The sequence below is a fragment of the Halomonas salinarum genome, assembly GCF_012062845.1.
GTDB classification, from domain to species: Bacteria; Pseudomonadota; Gammaproteobacteria; order Pseudomonadales; family Halomonadaceae; genus Onishia; species Onishia salinarum.
The window spans coordinates 225,648-241,618 of the sequence record NZ_WWNB01000003.1; the positions used below are offsets into that span (position 1 = coordinate 225,648).

At 50.8% G+C, this 15,971-nt stretch carries 15 protein-coding genes; 6 read left to right on the forward strand and 9 right to left on the reverse strand.

Annotation, left to right across the window (positions count from 1 at the left end; translation table 11 throughout):
• Nucleotides 1–86 precede the first annotated feature (86 nt).
• The 6 genes from HF027_RS04105 to HF027_RS04130 all read left to right on the forward strand — a co-directional run bounded on the left by HF027_RS04105 (nucleotide 87) and on the right by HF027_RS04130 (nucleotide 6,151).
• Nucleotides 87–1,055 carry an AAA family ATPase gene (locus HF027_RS04105; RefSeq protein ID WP_168013154.1) on the forward strand — a complete coding sequence of 323 codons (969 nt, stop codon included), beginning with the start codon at nucleotides 87–89 and terminating at the stop codon, nucleotides 1,053–1,055.
• Nucleotides 1,036–2,718: a cobaltochelatase CobT-related protein gene (locus HF027_RS04110; RefSeq protein ID WP_168013156.1), complete on the forward strand. Its 1,683-nt coding sequence runs from the start codon at nucleotides 1,036–1,038 to the stop codon at nucleotides 2,716–2,718. The genes HF027_RS04105 and HF027_RS04110 overlap by 20 nt, the downstream gene beginning before the upstream one ends.
• Nucleotides 2,715–4,655, forward strand: coding sequence for an asparagine synthetase B family protein (locus HF027_RS04115; protein WP_168013158.1), 1,941 nt, complete (start codon nucleotides 2,715–2,717; stop codon nucleotides 4,653–4,655). Before HF027_RS04110 ends, HF027_RS04115 begins: the two co-directional genes overlap by 4 nt.
• Nucleotides 4,656–4,938: 283 nt before the next feature.
• Nucleotides 4,939–5,232 carry a PqqD family peptide modification chaperone gene (locus HF027_RS04120; protein WP_168013160.1) on the forward strand — a complete coding sequence of 98 codons (294 nt, stop codon included), beginning with the start codon at nucleotides 4,939–4,941 and terminating at the stop codon, nucleotides 5,230–5,232.
• A 78-nt stretch (nucleotides 5,233–5,310) separates the two neighbouring features.
• Nucleotides 5,311–5,832, forward strand: coding sequence for a lasso peptide biosynthesis B2 protein (locus tag HF027_RS04125; RefSeq protein WP_168013162.1), 522 nt, complete (start codon nucleotides 5,311–5,313; stop codon nucleotides 5,830–5,832).
• A 163-nt stretch (nucleotides 5,833–5,995) separates the two neighbouring features.
• Nucleotides 5,996–6,151, forward strand: a complete 156-nt coding sequence (locus HF027_RS04130) for a lasso RiPP family leader peptide-containing protein (protein ID WP_168013164.1) — start codon at nucleotides 5,996–5,998, stop codon at nucleotides 6,149–6,151.
• Nucleotides 6,152–6,262: 111 nt separating this feature from the next.
• Here the strand turns inward: HF027_RS04130 and HF027_RS04135 are convergent, their stop codons facing one another.
• The 9 genes from HF027_RS04135 to HF027_RS04175 all read right to left on the reverse strand — a co-directional run.
• Nucleotides 6,263–7,048, reverse strand: a complete 786-nt coding sequence (locus HF027_RS04135) for a hypothetical protein (protein WP_168013166.1) — start codon at nucleotides 7,046–7,048, stop codon at nucleotides 6,263–6,265.
• Between the two features lie 1,044 nt (nucleotides 7,049–8,092).
• Nucleotides 8,093–9,106 (reverse strand): D-2-hydroxyacid dehydrogenase, encoded by a 1,014-nt coding sequence (locus HF027_RS04140; protein WP_209316390.1) that lies wholly within the window; start codon nucleotides 9,104–9,106, stop codon nucleotides 8,093–8,095.
• Nucleotides 9,103–9,939: an aldolase/citrate lyase/malate synthase family protein gene (locus HF027_RS04145; RefSeq protein ID WP_209316391.1), complete on the reverse strand. Its 837-nt coding sequence runs from the start codon at nucleotides 9,937–9,939 to the stop codon at nucleotides 9,103–9,105. Before HF027_RS04145 ends, HF027_RS04140 begins: the two co-directional genes overlap by 4 nt.
• Nucleotides 9,936–10,646 (reverse strand): sugar transferase, encoded by a 711-nt coding sequence (locus tag HF027_RS04150; RefSeq protein ID WP_168013168.1) that lies wholly within the window; start codon nucleotides 10,644–10,646, stop codon nucleotides 9,936–9,938. Before HF027_RS04150 ends, HF027_RS04145 begins: the two co-directional genes overlap by 4 nt.
• Nucleotides 10,643–11,746 carry a glycosyltransferase family 4 protein gene (locus HF027_RS04155; protein ID WP_168013214.1) on the reverse strand — a complete coding sequence of 368 codons (1,104 nt, stop codon included), beginning with the start codon at nucleotides 11,744–11,746 and terminating at the stop codon, nucleotides 10,643–10,645. The genes HF027_RS04150 and HF027_RS04155 overlap by 4 nt, the downstream gene beginning before the upstream one ends.
• A gap of 12 nt (nucleotides 11,747–11,758) precedes the next feature.
• A complete protein-coding gene (locus tag HF027_RS04160) occupies nucleotides 11,759–13,033 on the reverse strand; it encodes an ArnT family glycosyltransferase (RefSeq protein ID WP_168013170.1) in 1,275 nt (424 codons plus the stop codon).
• The gene (locus HF027_RS04165) at nucleotides 13,002–14,081 is read right to left on the reverse strand and encodes a glycosyltransferase (protein WP_168013172.1); all 1,080 of its coding nucleotides are present in this window, start codon (nucleotides 14,079–14,081) and stop codon (nucleotides 13,002–13,004) included. Before HF027_RS04165 ends, HF027_RS04160 begins: the two co-directional genes overlap by 32 nt.
• Nucleotides 14,082–14,258: 177 nt before the next feature.
• Nucleotides 14,259–15,398 carry a glycosyltransferase family 4 protein gene (locus HF027_RS04170; RefSeq protein WP_168013174.1) on the reverse strand — a complete coding sequence of 380 codons (1,140 nt, stop codon included), beginning with the start codon at nucleotides 15,396–15,398 and terminating at the stop codon, nucleotides 14,259–14,261.
• A gap of 241 nt (nucleotides 15,399–15,639) precedes the next feature.
• A partial coding sequence (locus tag HF027_RS04175; RefSeq protein ID WP_209316393.1) for a transposase occupies nucleotides 15,640–15,971 on the reverse strand: 332 nt, incomplete at its 5' end.

A 15,971-nucleotide genomic window follows, 5' to 3' on the forward strand; every position in this document is an offset into this window, starting at 1 on the left:
TCGCTCAAGACCCAATGCGAAACGCCCCACCGAATGATGGGCCGGCAGTATGACTGGCCCACAGACTAGGACCTTGTATCGCCGTCATGAATGACTCGAACCAGTTACGTCCAGAGGCCATCTGCGATACCCAAAAGGCCTTTCAAATCAAGGTACCCTGGACGGTACCAGCCTTCTATGAGGCCGACTCTCACGTACCTGAACAGGACGACGCCTTTCGCTTCGTCCACGAGGTAACACGCGCATTGTTGTTAGGCTTTGCCCATAATCGCAGGGTCTACCTGCATGGCCCCCATGGGAGCGGAAAGTCCTCGCATATTGAGCAGGTTGCCGCCCGACTGAATTGGCCCTGTATGCGCGTCAATCTGGACGGACACGTCACGCGTGCAGACCTGATCGGCAGAGACATGGTCATGATTCGCGATGGCCATCAAGTGACTGAGTTCGTGCCGGGGATGCTGGTATGGGCTATGCAGCGCCCCATGGCGCTGATTTTCGATGAATACGACGCCGGCCGCCCTGACGTCATGTTCGTGATACAGCGGGTACTGGAATCCTCCGGCAAGCTGACACTTCTCGATCAAAACCAGGTGATTACCCCTCACCCGGACTTTCGCTTGTTCGCCACAGCCAACACGGCGGGCCAGGGTGATCCCAGCGGCCTTTACGCCGGCACTCAAGCGCTTAACCAAGCCCAACTGGACCGCTGGCAGGTCATTACCGAACTGGGCTACATGCCCGCAGAGCAGGAAGAAGCCATCTTACAGTCACGCCTACCTGACCTACCCCATGTCAGCATTGCGAGAATGGTGGCTTTCGCTAACTTGGCACGCCGAGCATTTGAACAAGGAGACCTATCCTCACTGATATCGCTACGCACCCTGGTGTCCTGGGGTGAAAATGCCGCCCTCCTCGCCGACACCCACGAGGCAATGCGCATGACCTTCTTCAACCGCTGCGACGAAACAGAACGCCCACTCATCAACGAGATCTACCAGCGCTGCTTCGACGTCGACCTTTATCTGGACAGTCGTGATGCCAGCCCTCTCTACTGACACATCACGATGTGAGGAACTTGCCGCAGCCTGGGAGCGAACCTACGCTGCCGGCAGAGAGGTACCACACCATCTCCCTCTTCTTACGCTCTGGGATGTCCCGACACGAAGCACTGCCGATGCGCTGGCAGCATGGCGCCGCTGGCATGGCACTTCTCAGGAAGAACGCTTCAGCGATGAACAGCGACCGTGGTATGACGCACTAGAGCGCGCACGCGTTGAAACACTGGCTAGTGCCAAGCTACCCGGCATGGCCAGCAATCTGGCCGAATTGGTAAACAGCGACAACGAGGGGGGTGCCAAGGAAGAACTCTATCGCATAGCGCGCCTAGTCTTCACCGGCAAGCGTCCAACTCAACTTGCTTTACTGGCCCCTCCCGCCTCCTCAGACGAATCCTCTTGGCTTGCTCATCTGATGAAATCCCTGCCCAGCCGTAAGCGGCAAGCCAGCGTGACCATCGCTAAAGCTGACATCTCTGAGCACCAATTGATGGAGGCCCTGAGTGGCGCTATCGAGCATCTTGACGACGATATAGCTTTCACCGATTGCCTAGTGGAGCTCATCGACAAACTGGCTCCGCTCAACCCCACCACGACCTCGTATTCATCTGAACCACAATCAATTAGTGCTGAAACGCGTGGCAAGAATGAGCAAGACCGCGAAGATGAAGCCGGGGACATGGAAAAAGGGCGCCCTAACCGGCGCAGCCTGGCCGAGGAGTTGGAGGAGCGCGACGATAAACGCCAAGGGTATGCAGTATTTTCACGGCAGTGGGATGAGGAACAACCTGCCAGCCGCTGGGCCACGGAAGACGATGCCGTCGCTCTGTGTCAGCTCGACACAATAGATCGGCGAAGAGTGCGTCATCTGGCACATCGCCTACAGCGCAAACTGATGTCAGCCCGCCAGCGCCACTGGCAATTCGACCAGGAAGAAGGCCGATTGGACGGCCGCAGGCTAGCTCGCCTGATAGGCGACACTCCGACGCGAAGGGTCTTTCGCTACGAACAGACCAGTCCCTTGACTGATGCCTGCGTCACCCTTCTGGTTGACCAGTCAGGCTCCATGAGCAGCCGACGGCGTCACATGGCGGCGCTGGCCATCGACTTGGCCGTGCATACCCTGGAGATCTGTCAAATCCGCTGCGAAGTGCTGGGCTTCACTACCCGCTATACGGCAGACAATCCGCTGGTAGAACAATGGCGCCTTCAGGATCTGGCCAGCCCACCCGGGCGGCTCAACGCCATTCGCCACATAATATACAAGTCAGTTGACCAGCCATGGCGTCGCGTAAGACCACAACTCGGCTTGCTGCTACGCGAGTCCCCCGGGCATGAAAACATCGATGGCGAGGCACTTCACTGGGCCGCTACGCGCTTGTCACGCCAGCCCGAACCTCACAAGATTCTGGTCGTGCTTTCCGATGGCGCGCCCTATGACAAAGTCACTGCTCAAGCCAACGGCCGTGACTTCCTTGAGCGACACCTACGCCATGTCATCAGCGAAGTGGAGTGCAGCCCGATCCACCTGGCCGCCATTGGCACGGGACAGGACGTGGGCCGCTTCTACCGTCAGGTCATGACCGTGCGACAGCCCGACGAGGTAGCTAATAGGCTCTTCGAGCAGCTGGGAGAACTACTGACTACCAGGAGGTCATCATGAGTGCCATCGCCGGCCTGATCCATATAGACGGCAGCCGCCTGGATCGCGACACGCTACATCGCATGCAGTCCCTGCTCGCGCCATATGGCCGGGATGCCCAGCACAGCTGGCACCAAGGCAGTGGAGGACTGACGCGCACCCTGCTTCGCATCACCCCCGAGGATAGCCTCGACCAGCAGCCTATGTGGCATTCTCGACAACAGCTGGCGCTGGCATTCGACGGCCGATTGGATAATCGCGAGGAACTCATCGCGAAACTGGAGATCACTCAGAGCAGCGCCAACCGAATGGCTGATAGCGAACTGGCCTTACACGCGTGCATCCGCTGGGACAGCGACGCTCCGGCTCATCTGCTTGGAGACTATGCCCTGGCCTGCTGGCAACCACGTCGCCAGCGACTATGGCTTGCTCGTGATGCCTTGGGCATGCGTCCGCTGTTCTGGTATCGCACCGATAACCTCTTTGCCTTCGCCAGCATGCCCAAGGCCCTTTTTGCCGTCCCTGGCCTGACAAAGGCCCTATGCGAGGAGAGCCTCCACGACTATCTCTGTATGATGCCAATGAGCGGGCCTCAATCTATGTACAAGGAGGTATTCCGAGTTGAGCCTGGAGAGATTGTAGAGCTTTATAAAGGCAGGATATCAAAGCACTACTACTTCCGCTTCGACCCCGACCGGGAGATTCGGCTCGCAAGTAATGACGATTACGCTGAAGGCCTCAAGGAGCAGCTAGAGCGTGCCACCCAGCGTCGGTTAAGAAGCCGAGGGCCCATTGCCTCGCACTTGAGCTCGGGGCTGGACAGTTCGGCAGTAACTGCCGTTGCGGCAAGGTTGCTGCAAGGCAAGGGCGAGTCATTGCTCGCTTACACTGCTGCACCCCGTGAAGGATTCAATGGACCGGTCCCCTCACATCGACACGTAGATGAAACATTGGGCGCAAAGTCACTGGTCAAGCAATTCGACAACATTGAGCACATCATTCTGCGGCGTGATAAAGACTCAACGCCACTTGATGACCTGCAGGCGATAATCGAACAGCTCGATCGCGCCCCTCTCAACGCCTGCAACATGCAATGGGAGCAAGCGATACGCGAGGATGCTGCTCAGCGAAATGTCAAGGTATTGCTAAATGGCAACCTGGGGAATATCAGCATTTCGCACGATGGCATGCCATATCTTCCCTGGCTCCTCTTGCACGGTCGATGGTTGCTTCTCGCAAAGCACTATCGGCAGCTAAAACACCGCAATCCGAGCTTACACTGGCGCCGAATGGTTCGTCCCTGGTGTATGCCGCTGGTGCCCAACACGCTTTGGAGGGCACGTGAGCACGCTAAGGGTAGAATCGCCTCGCTGTTCGACTACTCGGCAATTAATCCAAGCTGGTCGCGACATATGAATAGTGAGAAGCGCGCACGCAGAATGGGCTTTGACCTGAGCCACCAGCCCAGTTGGCAGGGGCGAAAACAACGTATCACTTCGCTCTATCGAATCGATATCGGTGAGTACAACGCCAGCACCAACGTGCACGGTATGGAGGACCGAGATCCAACTGCTGATCGCGAACTGATGGCCTTCTGCTTAGCGGTGCCTGAGTCACAATATATGGGGGGTGGTCAAACCAAATGGCTGATACGCCGCGCTATGCGCGGTACGCTTCCAGGTGAGATTCTTGATACGGTGACCCGTGGCATACAAGCACCGGACTGGCATGAGAATACTGAAAAGCTAATACCACAGATGCGTCAGGCACTCGAGAAGCTTAGGAACCATGAAAATGCTGGAACATACCTGGATATTGATGCCATGGAACAGGCCATAGAAGATTGGCCTGAGGAGGGGTGGGATGATCCTAAGGTTGAAACGCGTTTCCGATTGCAACTGCTGCGGGGTATGTCGGTAGGTGGGTTCATCCGCTATGCTGAAGAAGGAAATGAATGATTCCCCTATCTTCGTTACCTTAAGACTAAGCCAAGCACTATTTTCGTAAAACAGTCACTTAGGATGACCACTCATGACCATGCGCAATAGAATATTCCACAAGAATGCTATAGTATAAAAATCGACACTGGGTCGCTTTCCATCAACAGAAAACATCACTTTGAATAACTACACTCGACGCCACACTTCTCCATCAAAAGGCAATAAGCGTGAGCAACATGACATGCGTTTTCATGCAGGTTGTTCAATAATAAATATTATCCATCGCAGAGAGGTAGATCGCATGTCACACTCACCCCCCCCGGGAAACGACACCCTCCTGCAGCGAAATCACGACGTGGTTGCCGCTGATCTGGATGGTGAGTTAGTCATGATGAATGCCGGCAAGGGAAGCTATTACGGAATTTCAGGGGTTGGGACGCGTGCCTTTGAACTATTGTCTTCGCCGGTAAGTATCAACGGCTTAGTAGAGGCTATCACTCAAGAGTACGAGGTAACTCCTGAAACATGTCGGCAAGATATAACAAAATTTGTACAGGAGTTAATGAAGAACGACATTATCCGCCCTGCGAATTAACAGAAACGCAGATTTTATTAAAGGCACGCAACATATTCAGGCGTCGCCGATGAATTGGCGCTCGTTTTCCAGAGTGTCATGGCAACGGATCTTTATACCATGCACTTCGTTCCGGGTAGCATCCACTCATTAGTCAAAAAACCAAGATTCACTAGAATCTGGCTCGGCCCTGTTTGGATCATGCTGGGCCTGAGCCGCCTAACCATTCTGACGGTCACCTTCCGACGGCTTGCACCACATCTAGGTCAAGGGGTGGGACTACAAGCTTACACTCATTTGCTCACGCTAAAGCAAGAAAAGCGCGCCATTCAAATCGCCCACGTGATTCGGCTCGCATCACGTTACAGCCCGTGGGTCGCTAACTGTTTCCCTCAGGCTGTCACGGCACGATTGATGCTCGGTTTAAACCGCATACCTTATGCGCTGTACTTTGGGTTGGCCAAAGATGAAAAATCTCAGGAATTTAAGGCTCATGCCTGGGTAACAGCAGGACGGATAGCGGTGACCGGTGGTCATTGTTTTACAGAATACGTAGTAGTCGGGTGCTACTTAACTAAACCATCTCATGCTGACATTAACAACAACCCCTCATACCTTTAGACTATAAATAACATTAAATTTAAGCAGCCTTAATTAACCAATAATAAATTGGTTTTTAGGTTGAAAAATGTTTGTTTTTGTAAGCAATGAGATTACCCTTAGGTTACATGCTGTTCGCCAGCGTGTGAAGTCTAGATAACAGCCTAACAAGGAGGTACCTCTTATGCATAACCTCGACCGTAAAACCTATGAAGCGCCTGTAATACAAGAGCTGGGGGAATTGAAAAACATCACCCAGGGCGCCAGCAGTTTAAATAGCGACACAGGGTCTTTTCCATCAGATAGCAATCCGAACGATGCGTACGGGCCCATCTCCTGACGTAACCCCTACGGGGTTGTAGTAAGCACAGGATTGGCGAGCGGGGCATCTGCCCTGCTCGCCACTTAATTTCTAATAAAAACTTTTCCTAATAATCAACCATGCCAAGCATCATGCCAATGCCCTACCTCTAGAACAGGCTTCTATCTCGGTCAGTAGTGGCGCCAAGCCTCGCTCAAAACCTTCGAGAGCCCAAGGCCGACGAAATCGGTAAACGTATATTTGAGCAGACAATGAGGCTACATCTTGCATCAGGCGCTTGTTACTATTGAAAGCTTCAGCCATTTCTGGTCGATATAGTGAGGACATAATGCCCTTGAAGGCCTCAACGCCCTTAATACGTTCCAGGGTCGCGGTTTCACCCTCTTTACCGCGCTCAAGAATTACCAAGGAAGCCAGCGGATGCGCCGTGTCCTGAAAACCTTCCTTAAGCATCAAATGGTATTTATCAGCACGAGTAAGATCGCGCACTAGTCCGTCCATCTGAATACCCAGAACGGCTAGGGCATCCTTCCATAACTTGACTCTAGGTGGACCAGGATGAAGGTAAGGAAGGTTTTCGTCAGGCTTAATGATCGCCACATCATCCGTAACCAGCGGCCAACCTAGAGTATGATGAAGCCAAGCTCCCAAGGTAGACTTGCCCGCACCAGAGTCTCCGGTGAAAGCCCATACGCCACTCGTCGTCTTGAGCGCACTGATATGTAGCGGCAACCATTGACGCTGATGCAATAACGCACCCAGCGCACCACCTAACAAAAAAAGCCTGATATCACCAGGTGCCGCAACAGCTTGTTCATCGCGTGATACTCGGCGGTCGATCAGTATTTTCTGGCCATTCGTTACCTGATATCGCGCTATACCCTTAATGTTAATCTGACAACGCTCATCGCCCATTTCTAGCCAGTTATTACGGAAAGTAGCCCCATCTAGAGAATCCTCTACCTCTCCCGCCTCTATAACCACATCGGGTTGCGCGCATGGTAGGCTTTCTGGAAGTTCAGGCAACTCTAGCTGGGACCCGATCCTCAATCCATAAGTCCGGTAAGAATAGAGATGTCTACTCGGAGGGGAGTTCCCACGCCGTTCCACATTAGCTTCCGCCACCTCCTTCCGTCGGCTATGGGGCTGGCTATCATGACTCGCCACTATTTTTTCTCTCACCATGACACTCCTTATCGAACAGTCGCAAATACCACGTGCTTTTACCTGACAACGTGAAACTCGCACTTCCCCCAAAAACCCACTAACCACTTTTTAAAAAGATACCCTATTTTATAGATAACATGCTAATCATTACCCGGATACAAGAACTCGACTGGGACCAATAAACAAACACTCAGCAAGCCAAGATAATGGTAATGCACAGGTAACATTTTCACTTCTGGGTGACCACTAAACTGATACTAAATACTTGCTCAACTTATACTTCCCGGCCTGACGACGAATATATATGGCTTCACACTTTAGTCGTAAAGGTTAGCTAAAATACCCACCAGCTACGCGCTCATAAGTTAATAAAACTTAAGGCTGATTTAAAAATTATAAAAACAGCACCCGCCCCTTTGAATGACTGTGCTGCGTAACCTTCTGGCTGACATCACTGGGAACGCGATTTTCATAATACTAGGCTTTACTCGCGCTCGGCCCTACCTACTCGATCTCAAAGCGGAGTACCGTATGCGGGCAGAATCTTGCAAAACTCCGACGAAAGAGATAGACACACTAGCCTGGCAATGTGATTTACCGCCTTTGATCCATATTGCAGCTAATCTAAAACGGCCGACCCTTCACATCCTCTGCGATTAATATCAGTTTTCTACAGACCGGCCGATCATTCCTATGCCGCTACCGGGTATGGCGGATGATGGACAGGATCATCAAGAATAAGATGCTATACGATATTTATACTGCCCCCAGTCAGTAACTCTCTCCCGGAACTCAATAACCTCTCTCAACATTTACCGGTGTCACAAGTGGCGCGCCGACAGCATGCGCCTGGAGATTGGCCACCAATACACCCAAAGCTCGTTCCAGATAGTACGGGGTCGTGCCAGACACATGTGGCGTAATCAACACATCTTCACGCTTCCATAGCGGCGACTCAGGGGGGAGTGGCTGCTGTTCGAACACATCCAAGGCTGCTCCTTTGAGGATGCCAGTGTTGAGAGCATTTAGTACCGCGCCCCCCTGCACCACGCCACCGCGGGATATATCGATCAGGACGGCACCGGGCTTGAGATTACCCAACAGGTCATCGTCTACCAGTCCCCTGGTGGCTTCGGTTAGCGGTAGGCAACACACCAGAAAATCCGTGCGAGCTAGTTCATAGCCGATCTCCTCCATGGGCACCACGCGGTCTACCTCCTCGACAGGGCGCAGGTGCCTCATCGTTCCTGCCACTTCCATGTCGAAGGCCTTGGCACGGCGTGCCAAGCTTAGGCCGATGTTCCCCAGACCGAGCACAGTCAGTTGCTTACCAGTGAGTTCTTCAAGCCAGCCTCGCTGCCATTCGGCACGGCGGGATTGATCATGAAAACGACCGAGCTGTTTGGTGAAATAGAGCATCGCACCGATGGCATATTCACTCATCGGTGCACCATGCACACCACTGCTCTTGGTCATAAGAGGCCGTGTCTTGTCGAAATCCATTTCCCAGATCTTTTCCACTCCGGCGGAGAGGAAATGAATCCAGCGGTAGTCGGTTAATCGCGTAAGCGCCTGAGGCAGCCAAGGCAACGTAGGAGTGATTACCACATCGAACTCGGCGTCTTGCGGCACCATACTTACGCTGCTGGCAAACGAGATGCTGGCCTCTGGAAGTGCCTCTTTCAAGAAGGCAATGACCTGCCCCTTCTGTTTCTCCAGGACATCTGCACTCTGTAGGAATAACAGACGGCTCGGCACAGATAGGGTTGGAACTTGCGTGACGGTCGAGGGATGGACAGAGATCACGAGCCTCCCCTCTGGCAAGCCACGCGATAGGCGCACAATGCCAACTGCTGCAAATTGGCCATCAGTGCCTCAGGTGAAGCGTGCTGCCAATGAGCCTCGGCCTCACGCAGGCTGGCAAGTTCGGCGGGAAAGTCCAATGTTCCAATTAACTGCTCCACCGTGCGCACCCCCTGGTGAAACGCTCGGGAAAGGATCACCCACCGTGAGCCCAAACGCATGTGCTCCCCCAGTACTGTCTCCGCTGGAAGTTCGCCCTGGCCGATACGCGCAATGCCGCCTACACCCCAGCGGATGCCTGTTGCATTAAGCAGATTCGCGGCAGGTTCCAGCAACCGTCCGGCCAGAGGCTCGAACAGAAAATCGAGCCCCATGCCCAGCGAAAGATCGTTGAGCCCGATATGCACCTCATCACGGCCGGCAAGCAATAGTGGCAGCCAGTTGGGTAAACGCGCTAGCGCCTGGGGGGTTTCCAGTAGAAAGGTCACCGGTACTCGCCCAGCCACCAAGGACAAGAAAGCGTCTACCTCGTACCGGCGAGTGAACATCGGTAGCATCAGGCGTTGTGCCCCACAGTCCAACGCTGCCTCGACCTCTTCACGGCTTTGCGGGTTCCAAGGGTTCACCCTCACCATTAGTTCCGCATACCGCAGCACCTTTGCGACTGAAGCGATCTCCTGCAATGAGTGCGCGGCCTTGTGAGTATCCAGGTGGCCTTGCCGTTCTGCCTTCCCCAACACTTCTTGGTCGAGAAATATACGCGCCACACCATGCTGCTCGATGAAAGCGGCTATTTCTGGGCTCGGCGTGATCATCATAAAATCAAGCTGGTTCACGACGGCTCCTCTCTAGATTTCTCAGTCGGAGATTCCTGAATCGATAAGGCGGCAAGAACATCCTCATCCGCCGGTAACCGCCCATTGAGACGATCACGATAGGTGCGCCAGTTAAGCCCTTCTCCACCGTAGACACCACTACCTAACAGCACTATCTTGGCAGTCATTAGGATAATGCCCACATCGTAAAAGAAACCGCGTTTTTCCACATATTCGGCATCATAAGCTAGCTGATTTAACCAGCCTAGACTGCGCCTACCTCGCACTTGCGCGAGGCCGGTAAGACCCGGGCGCAGGGAAAAGCGCGTCATGTAGCCGGGGGGAACCAGGGCTTTCTGTTCCATCAGCACCGGGCGGGGGCCGACAACGCTCATGTCACCCTTGAGGATATTTAGTAGCTGAGGCAACTCATCCAAGCTGCTAGAGCGGATTAGGCGCCCTGCGTGGGTGATCCGAGGATCGTTCCCTTCACTCACCACCTTCTCATTTTGCTGGTCAATCTCATCCGGGCGGCGGTCCAGCATGGTACGGAACTTAAAAATGCGAAATGGGTGTCCAGCGAGGCCGGCACGTTGCTGCATGAAGAGTACCGGACCGGGGCTGTCGAACTTGATCCACACAGAAATCGCCAGTAGCAGTGGACTACACAACAGCAGAACCACGGCGCTGGATACAATATCAAACAGGCGTTTTGCCAGATCATTCATGTCAGTTCCATCGCATCGAGAATCACACGATTTACCTTGCGCACGTCGTAAAGGCGTTTCACCAGCTGCCAAGAGGCATCCCCCATGCGAGCCACGCATTCAGGCTCGTCCAGAAAACGACGCATGGCAACGACCAGGGGCTGGATCTGCCGCGGAGGTACCAGAAAACCATTGACGCCCTCATCAACAGTTTCTCTACAACCGGGGGCATCAGTGGTGATGATTGGGCGGCCCATGCTCATGGCTTCCAGCACAGAACGCGGTGTCCCCTCCCGGTAAGAAGGAAGCACGAAGACTGAGCTAGTAGCGATCCAGGGGCGTACATCACTCACTCCGCCGACAAACTCCACCACACATTCAGCCTTCCAACGGTCGATATCTTCCTCTGCACAGGCGTGTGGCAAGGTCGGATCATGGGGGCCAACAGCTATAAACCGCGCTTCGGGATATTCATTGCGCAGCTGGCTTGCCGCCTCACAGAACTCGGCAACGCCTTTTTCCGTCAACAACCGACCAATGAACAGAAAGGTCACGGAGCCTTCGGGGAGTGATTCGCGTGCGAACCGCTGCATATCCACGCCAGAGCCGAATGTTCGTACTGCACGGGTACGGTCCTTGAGCATCCCACGGTCAAGAAACTCCTGGAGATCGTCAGGGTTCTGGAAAAAGACCTTCTCGTTGACAGCAAGGCCACGGCGGTAGAAAAAAACGATGACCTTCTGCAAACGGCGATTACGCTCATTCTCGGTGGTGAATACATGGCCAAGCCCCGTGATCATGGAATAGATCTTCGGTACACCCGCCATTCTCGCCGCCAAACTTCCGTAGACCACCGGCTTGATCGTGTACCCGAACACTACTTCCGGACGCACAGAGCGCAGAAGCTTGCGCACAGACAGCAAGTACTTCAGATCATGCAGCGGATTGATGCCAGTGCGCCCCATTTCCACCGGATAGATCGTAATTCCCAACTCCTCAACTTCAGGGAGATAATCCGCGGTAGGCACGGCGGCCGATACTTGTAAGCCGAAAGTGCACATTTCGCGAATCAGATCACCACGATTGGCAATCAGTGAGCGAGCGTTACCAGCCAGAATCATCACATTCAATTATCACTTCCTTTTTATTCTTATCCTTAAAGTATTGAAAGACGAAGCAGCCAAAATCACGAACAGACCAAGAAGTTTCGTTTTATGGCGTATCGCAGTACCGATATTTGTAACGCCTAGAGCAAAAAGGAAAGTGATCGCGGCGAAGATAAGAAGCATAGCTATGCAATCTTCGCGATCTTTCAATCGATCCCAACCGCGATAAACGCGCCAGGCCAAAAAACCATAAAGCACCGATGAAACCAAACCGAATAAGTGGGTAGGACTACGTATATCCCAAGGGAAAGGTGAAAAGTGGAAATACATAACCCTTGCTGGTATCAGCCAAGGCTGAGTATAGGGGTTACCTTGGGCTACAAAGCTGGGATACGCCGAGTCCCCACGAGCCTCACCAGAAAATTCGCCTTCAATAAGAGCAGAGACGCCACCTTCTGACCCGGTACCCACCTCAATACCTTTACCCAAGGACAAGCCCCCTCCGGCCATCACCATACCAATTGAAAAAACCAGCATTGATATAGACATTATCATTTTTAAAGCATAAATACGGCTTACAAAACGAGGGCGTTTAACAATTATATTTCGATAAATAAAATAGACCAAATAAGCTGCGACACCAACAAAAGCCGCTACCCAGCCAGGGTGGAAAAGGACGGCCACACTAAATAACGCCCCACCCCATAAAAGACCAAATGCAGATTTACCCGCAACCCAACGAATATAAAAATAAAGCCCTATCATAAAAAACATGATGGCAATTTCTTCACGCAAAGCCACTACCGAGTTGAAAGCTCCAAAAGGATATAATGCCATGATCATGGTAGCGAAAACCGCTGCACGCCTACCCCATAACTGGTAGCAGATGAACCCAGTTACAACGATAACCACGTGTCCGAAGAAAAAATTCGTAGAAAGCAGGAAAAGCGCTGACTCCCCTGTTACTTTCTGGGCGACACCGCCTAGCCAGGCATAATAGGAGGAATGAAAAAGAGGAATATTTTCAAAAAGTGACTTCCAATCCATGTTGGCATAATGACGAGCTTCGTTAACGAACCGAGAAGCATCTGCAGTAGCCCCAGGTGGTCTAAAGACCCTAGTATAGTCGAGGAAGAAAAGGAATAGTCTAAAAAAATACGCAAAAACAAGAGGCCAGAGAAGCCATCGGTGACGAACCCCCATCCAAAGACAATAAACGGCAGTGAGAGCAAAAACAATAAACACAAAATTTATTTCAGGCATAGGCAAGCTACTTAAAAGCCACACGTGCGTAGAGTTCAATATGCCTTTCCACGGCATTACTTATCGTGTATTGGCTTGAGTTGTTTAGAGCATTCTTGTGAAACTTCAACCTTAACGCCGCATCGCTAATAATTTTTTCTAATTTATTTGTATAGTCCTCCACATCAACCTTTGCAACAAGCCCATTACCAACTTGATCTACAATTTCCGAGCATCCTCCGACATCTGTAACCAGTAAGGGCAACCCAGTCAAAGTTGCCTCAATCTGAGCGATGGGCAACCCTTCCCAAGCGGAAGACATAACAAAAACGTCAGACTCGTTCAGCAACTTTTTAACATTTTTACAACTACCCACGAATTTTACTTTATCTTCGATACCAAGGGTGTAGGCTAAGTCTTTCAGCTCTGACAGTTTAACCCCCTCACCCGCAACCGTAAGCACATACTCAAAATCAGGTATACGCGACAAGGCATTTAACAACAGTATATGGTTTTTCTGGGCACAGAGCGACCCCACACACACCAACTTAATCGGCGAGTAAACCTGATAGTCATGTTTCGGTAAAACACGAGTCAAAGCCACGCCATTGTCGATCCTCACTACCTCGTTGTGAGTTACCTGGCGGAGCAACGTTTCACACGCTCCACATATACCAATATAGGCGATGGTTCTTAAATCTAGCAGCCTATAGAACCAAGGCGAAGCCTTTAGCTTGATATTGTGATGAGTATAAATATGAGGAACGCCTAACTGAAATAAAGAGAAGATGGCACCGTAATACAAGTGCGAGTGAATAACATCTGGACGAAACTGTCGGCAGATACGTGCTAGCCCCAAGAGGCCCTTTATTGGATTATTACGACAAGATTTACCCATAAAATCATATGCAATTCCACTCTGGTAAAGTTCATCAAGGAAAAGCGACTCAAACTCTAGATCACGGCCTGTTTCAGAGGCTCGATCAAGGAAAACCACAAACACATCATGCCCTTTCTCAGACATTGATATTGACAAGTCTTTTACATAGACCTCCGCGCCTCCTGAAGCGGCTGAAGAAACAACATGCATAATCTTAATTTTTTGCATCTAAAGGCCATCTCAAATACGTTTACTAAATAGAAAAGAAAGGCATCGCTTATTTATTCTACCGAGCGAAATAAAAAGTGCAATAAACCTATTAAAAGCAAAAGCTATTTAAAACAAAACCACTCATTTTTTCACTGCAGCACTAAGGTAGAAATCCGTAAATAACGTAACAATCAACTAGTAAACTCGACACCTACCCTCCCCACTTAATACATCATCGTAAAGATCAGTAACAAGTGAAGCATGCCCCTCCAATGAAAAACCTTTTGCATAGTTTACCAAGACCAGTGGATCAAAATAGTTGTCCTCGATTAACAAATTGATTTTTTCCAAAAAATCAGAAAAATTGTCATCACAGCAAGCATAGCCATGAATACCATTTTCCACTATCTCTGGTGCAGCACCAGAGCTGGTCGTTACTACCGGCTTACCACATGCAAATGACTCTATAAATATTCGCCCAAACGGCTCATTTTTTGCAGGGTGAATCAAAGCATCCGAGGCGCATAGAAAACTTTCGACATCTTCAACCCAACCGGGGAAGTAAACTTTTTTACGGTTAGGCAGGGAAACAAGGGAGAGGAGCTCCTTTATTCTGTCATCACTATAGTCACCCAACATTATCAACTTTATATTACTGAATTTACATGACAACTCTTCGATAGATCTTAAAGACCACTCGGGACGCTTGTATGGATCATCACGTCCAATCTGTATTAGTACAAAATCGTCAGAAGATATCCCTATATCCATTCTTTTCTTGGCACCTTTCTCATCAACTCCTTGATGGCAAACATCTACAGGATTGTAAATGACAACTCCATCACTTTTATCAAAGCGGCTGGAAACATAACCTGATATACATATTTTCTTATCGGAAAAAAATGACCGAATGAAATCAACTTTACTCTTCCTTGACCTCCTAACATGCCAAACGCATGGGATCTTATTTATCCGGCAAGCTCCGCCCCATGGCAAGATGCTGGAATCATCATTACAGTGGACAATATCGTAACTATTTTTACTTAAATAAATAGTCGACCTAATAAATAATACAAGATACTTAACAAGGTTTACAAACACCCCTAACGAGTCAGTAGAAGGCTGAATAGAAGAAAATTCAACAACCTCCACTTTAATCCCTGACTTTTTAAATAGCTCTGTCGCGGGGCCTTCTTCTGGAAACAGCGCTATAACTTCATTGCCATCTTTCTGTAACCCTATCGCCAGTAGTGATGAAGATACAAAAGAACCACCAACTATCGAGCGCGTGAATGGCATCAATACTTTAATCGAGCGCTTTTTTATTATCTTCATACAAATAGAACCCTAGCTTCGGGGAATTTAATGACAGTATTTTCTAAAGGAGAATACTCTTTATATCGTTGGTAAGATTCTAATAAACTTGCTCGATGATGCTTTGCTACAGAAAATAAACGCATCAAATTAAATCACGATAAATCCGTAATTCATATCGCAATAGTCCTTTCTTAAACTAACCAGAAGAGCGCCGGAAAAAGGTCTCGTCGTCATGATCAGGGAAAACGCATGAAAAATCCTACACTGCGAGAATGTCAGCAAGGTACGTCTCATCCAGCGCCGCTTTCTTCTGTTTACGACGAATTCCGCCTTTGAAACGCGTCTCTCCTTTGAGGTAATTCAGCGCAATATGCCGGACCCTGGCGAGGTTTTCCGCCGCCTGTCCGCGGTGGATTTTGCAGGCATCTTCACGGAGAGCGACATCCAGAGACCAGTGGAGTTTATGGTGAGTAGACCGCAGGAACCTCCCCTGCAGCCTCTCGCAGAACGGAACGTGAACCTCTCGATTCATTCCGCTCCCATCAAGCAAACGATCCACGCATACCCTGCCGCCAATGGGCAAATAAACGG

Bases quoted from the DNA above. Each gene is read 5' to 3' on its own strand.
- HF027_RS04170 (WP_168013174.1), bottom strand. From the start codon at position 15,398: ATGAAGATAATAAAAAAGCGCTCGATTAAAGTATTGATGCCATTCACG.
- HF027_RS04105 (WP_168013154.1), top strand. From the start codon at position 87: ATGAATGACTCGAACCAGTTACGTCCAGAGGCCATCTGCGATACCCAA.
- HF027_RS04165 (WP_168013172.1), bottom strand. From the start codon at position 14,081: ATGCAAAAAATTAAGATTATGCATGTTGTTTCTTCAGCCGCTTCAGGA.
- HF027_RS04135 (WP_168013166.1), bottom strand. From the start codon at position 7,048: ATGGGCGATGAGCGTTGTCAGATTAACATTAAGGGTATAGCGCGATAT.
- HF027_RS04120 (WP_168013160.1), top strand. From the start codon at position 4,939: ATGTCACACTCACCCCCCCCGGGAAACGACACCCTCCTGCAGCGAAAT.
- HF027_RS04115 (WP_168013158.1), top strand. From the start codon at position 2,715: ATGAGTGCCATCGCCGGCCTGATCCATATAGACGGCAGCCGCCTGGAT.
- HF027_RS04130 (WP_168013164.1), top strand. From the start codon at position 5,996: ATGCATAACCTCGACCGTAAAACCTATGAAGCGCCTGTAATACAAGAG.
- HF027_RS04155 (WP_168013214.1), bottom strand. From the start codon at position 11,746: ATGATTCTGGCTGGTAACGCTCGCTCACTGATTGCCAATCGTGGTGAT.
- HF027_RS04150 (WP_168013168.1), bottom strand. From the start codon at position 10,646: ATGAATGATCTGGCAAAACGCCTGTTTGATATTGTATCCAGCGCCGTG.
- HF027_RS04125 (WP_168013162.1), top strand. From the start codon at position 5,311: ATGGCAACGGATCTTTATACCATGCACTTCGTTCCGGGTAGCATCCAC.
- HF027_RS04110 (WP_168013156.1), top strand. From the start codon at position 1,036: ATGCCAGCCCTCTCTACTGACACATCACGATGTGAGGAACTTGCCGCA.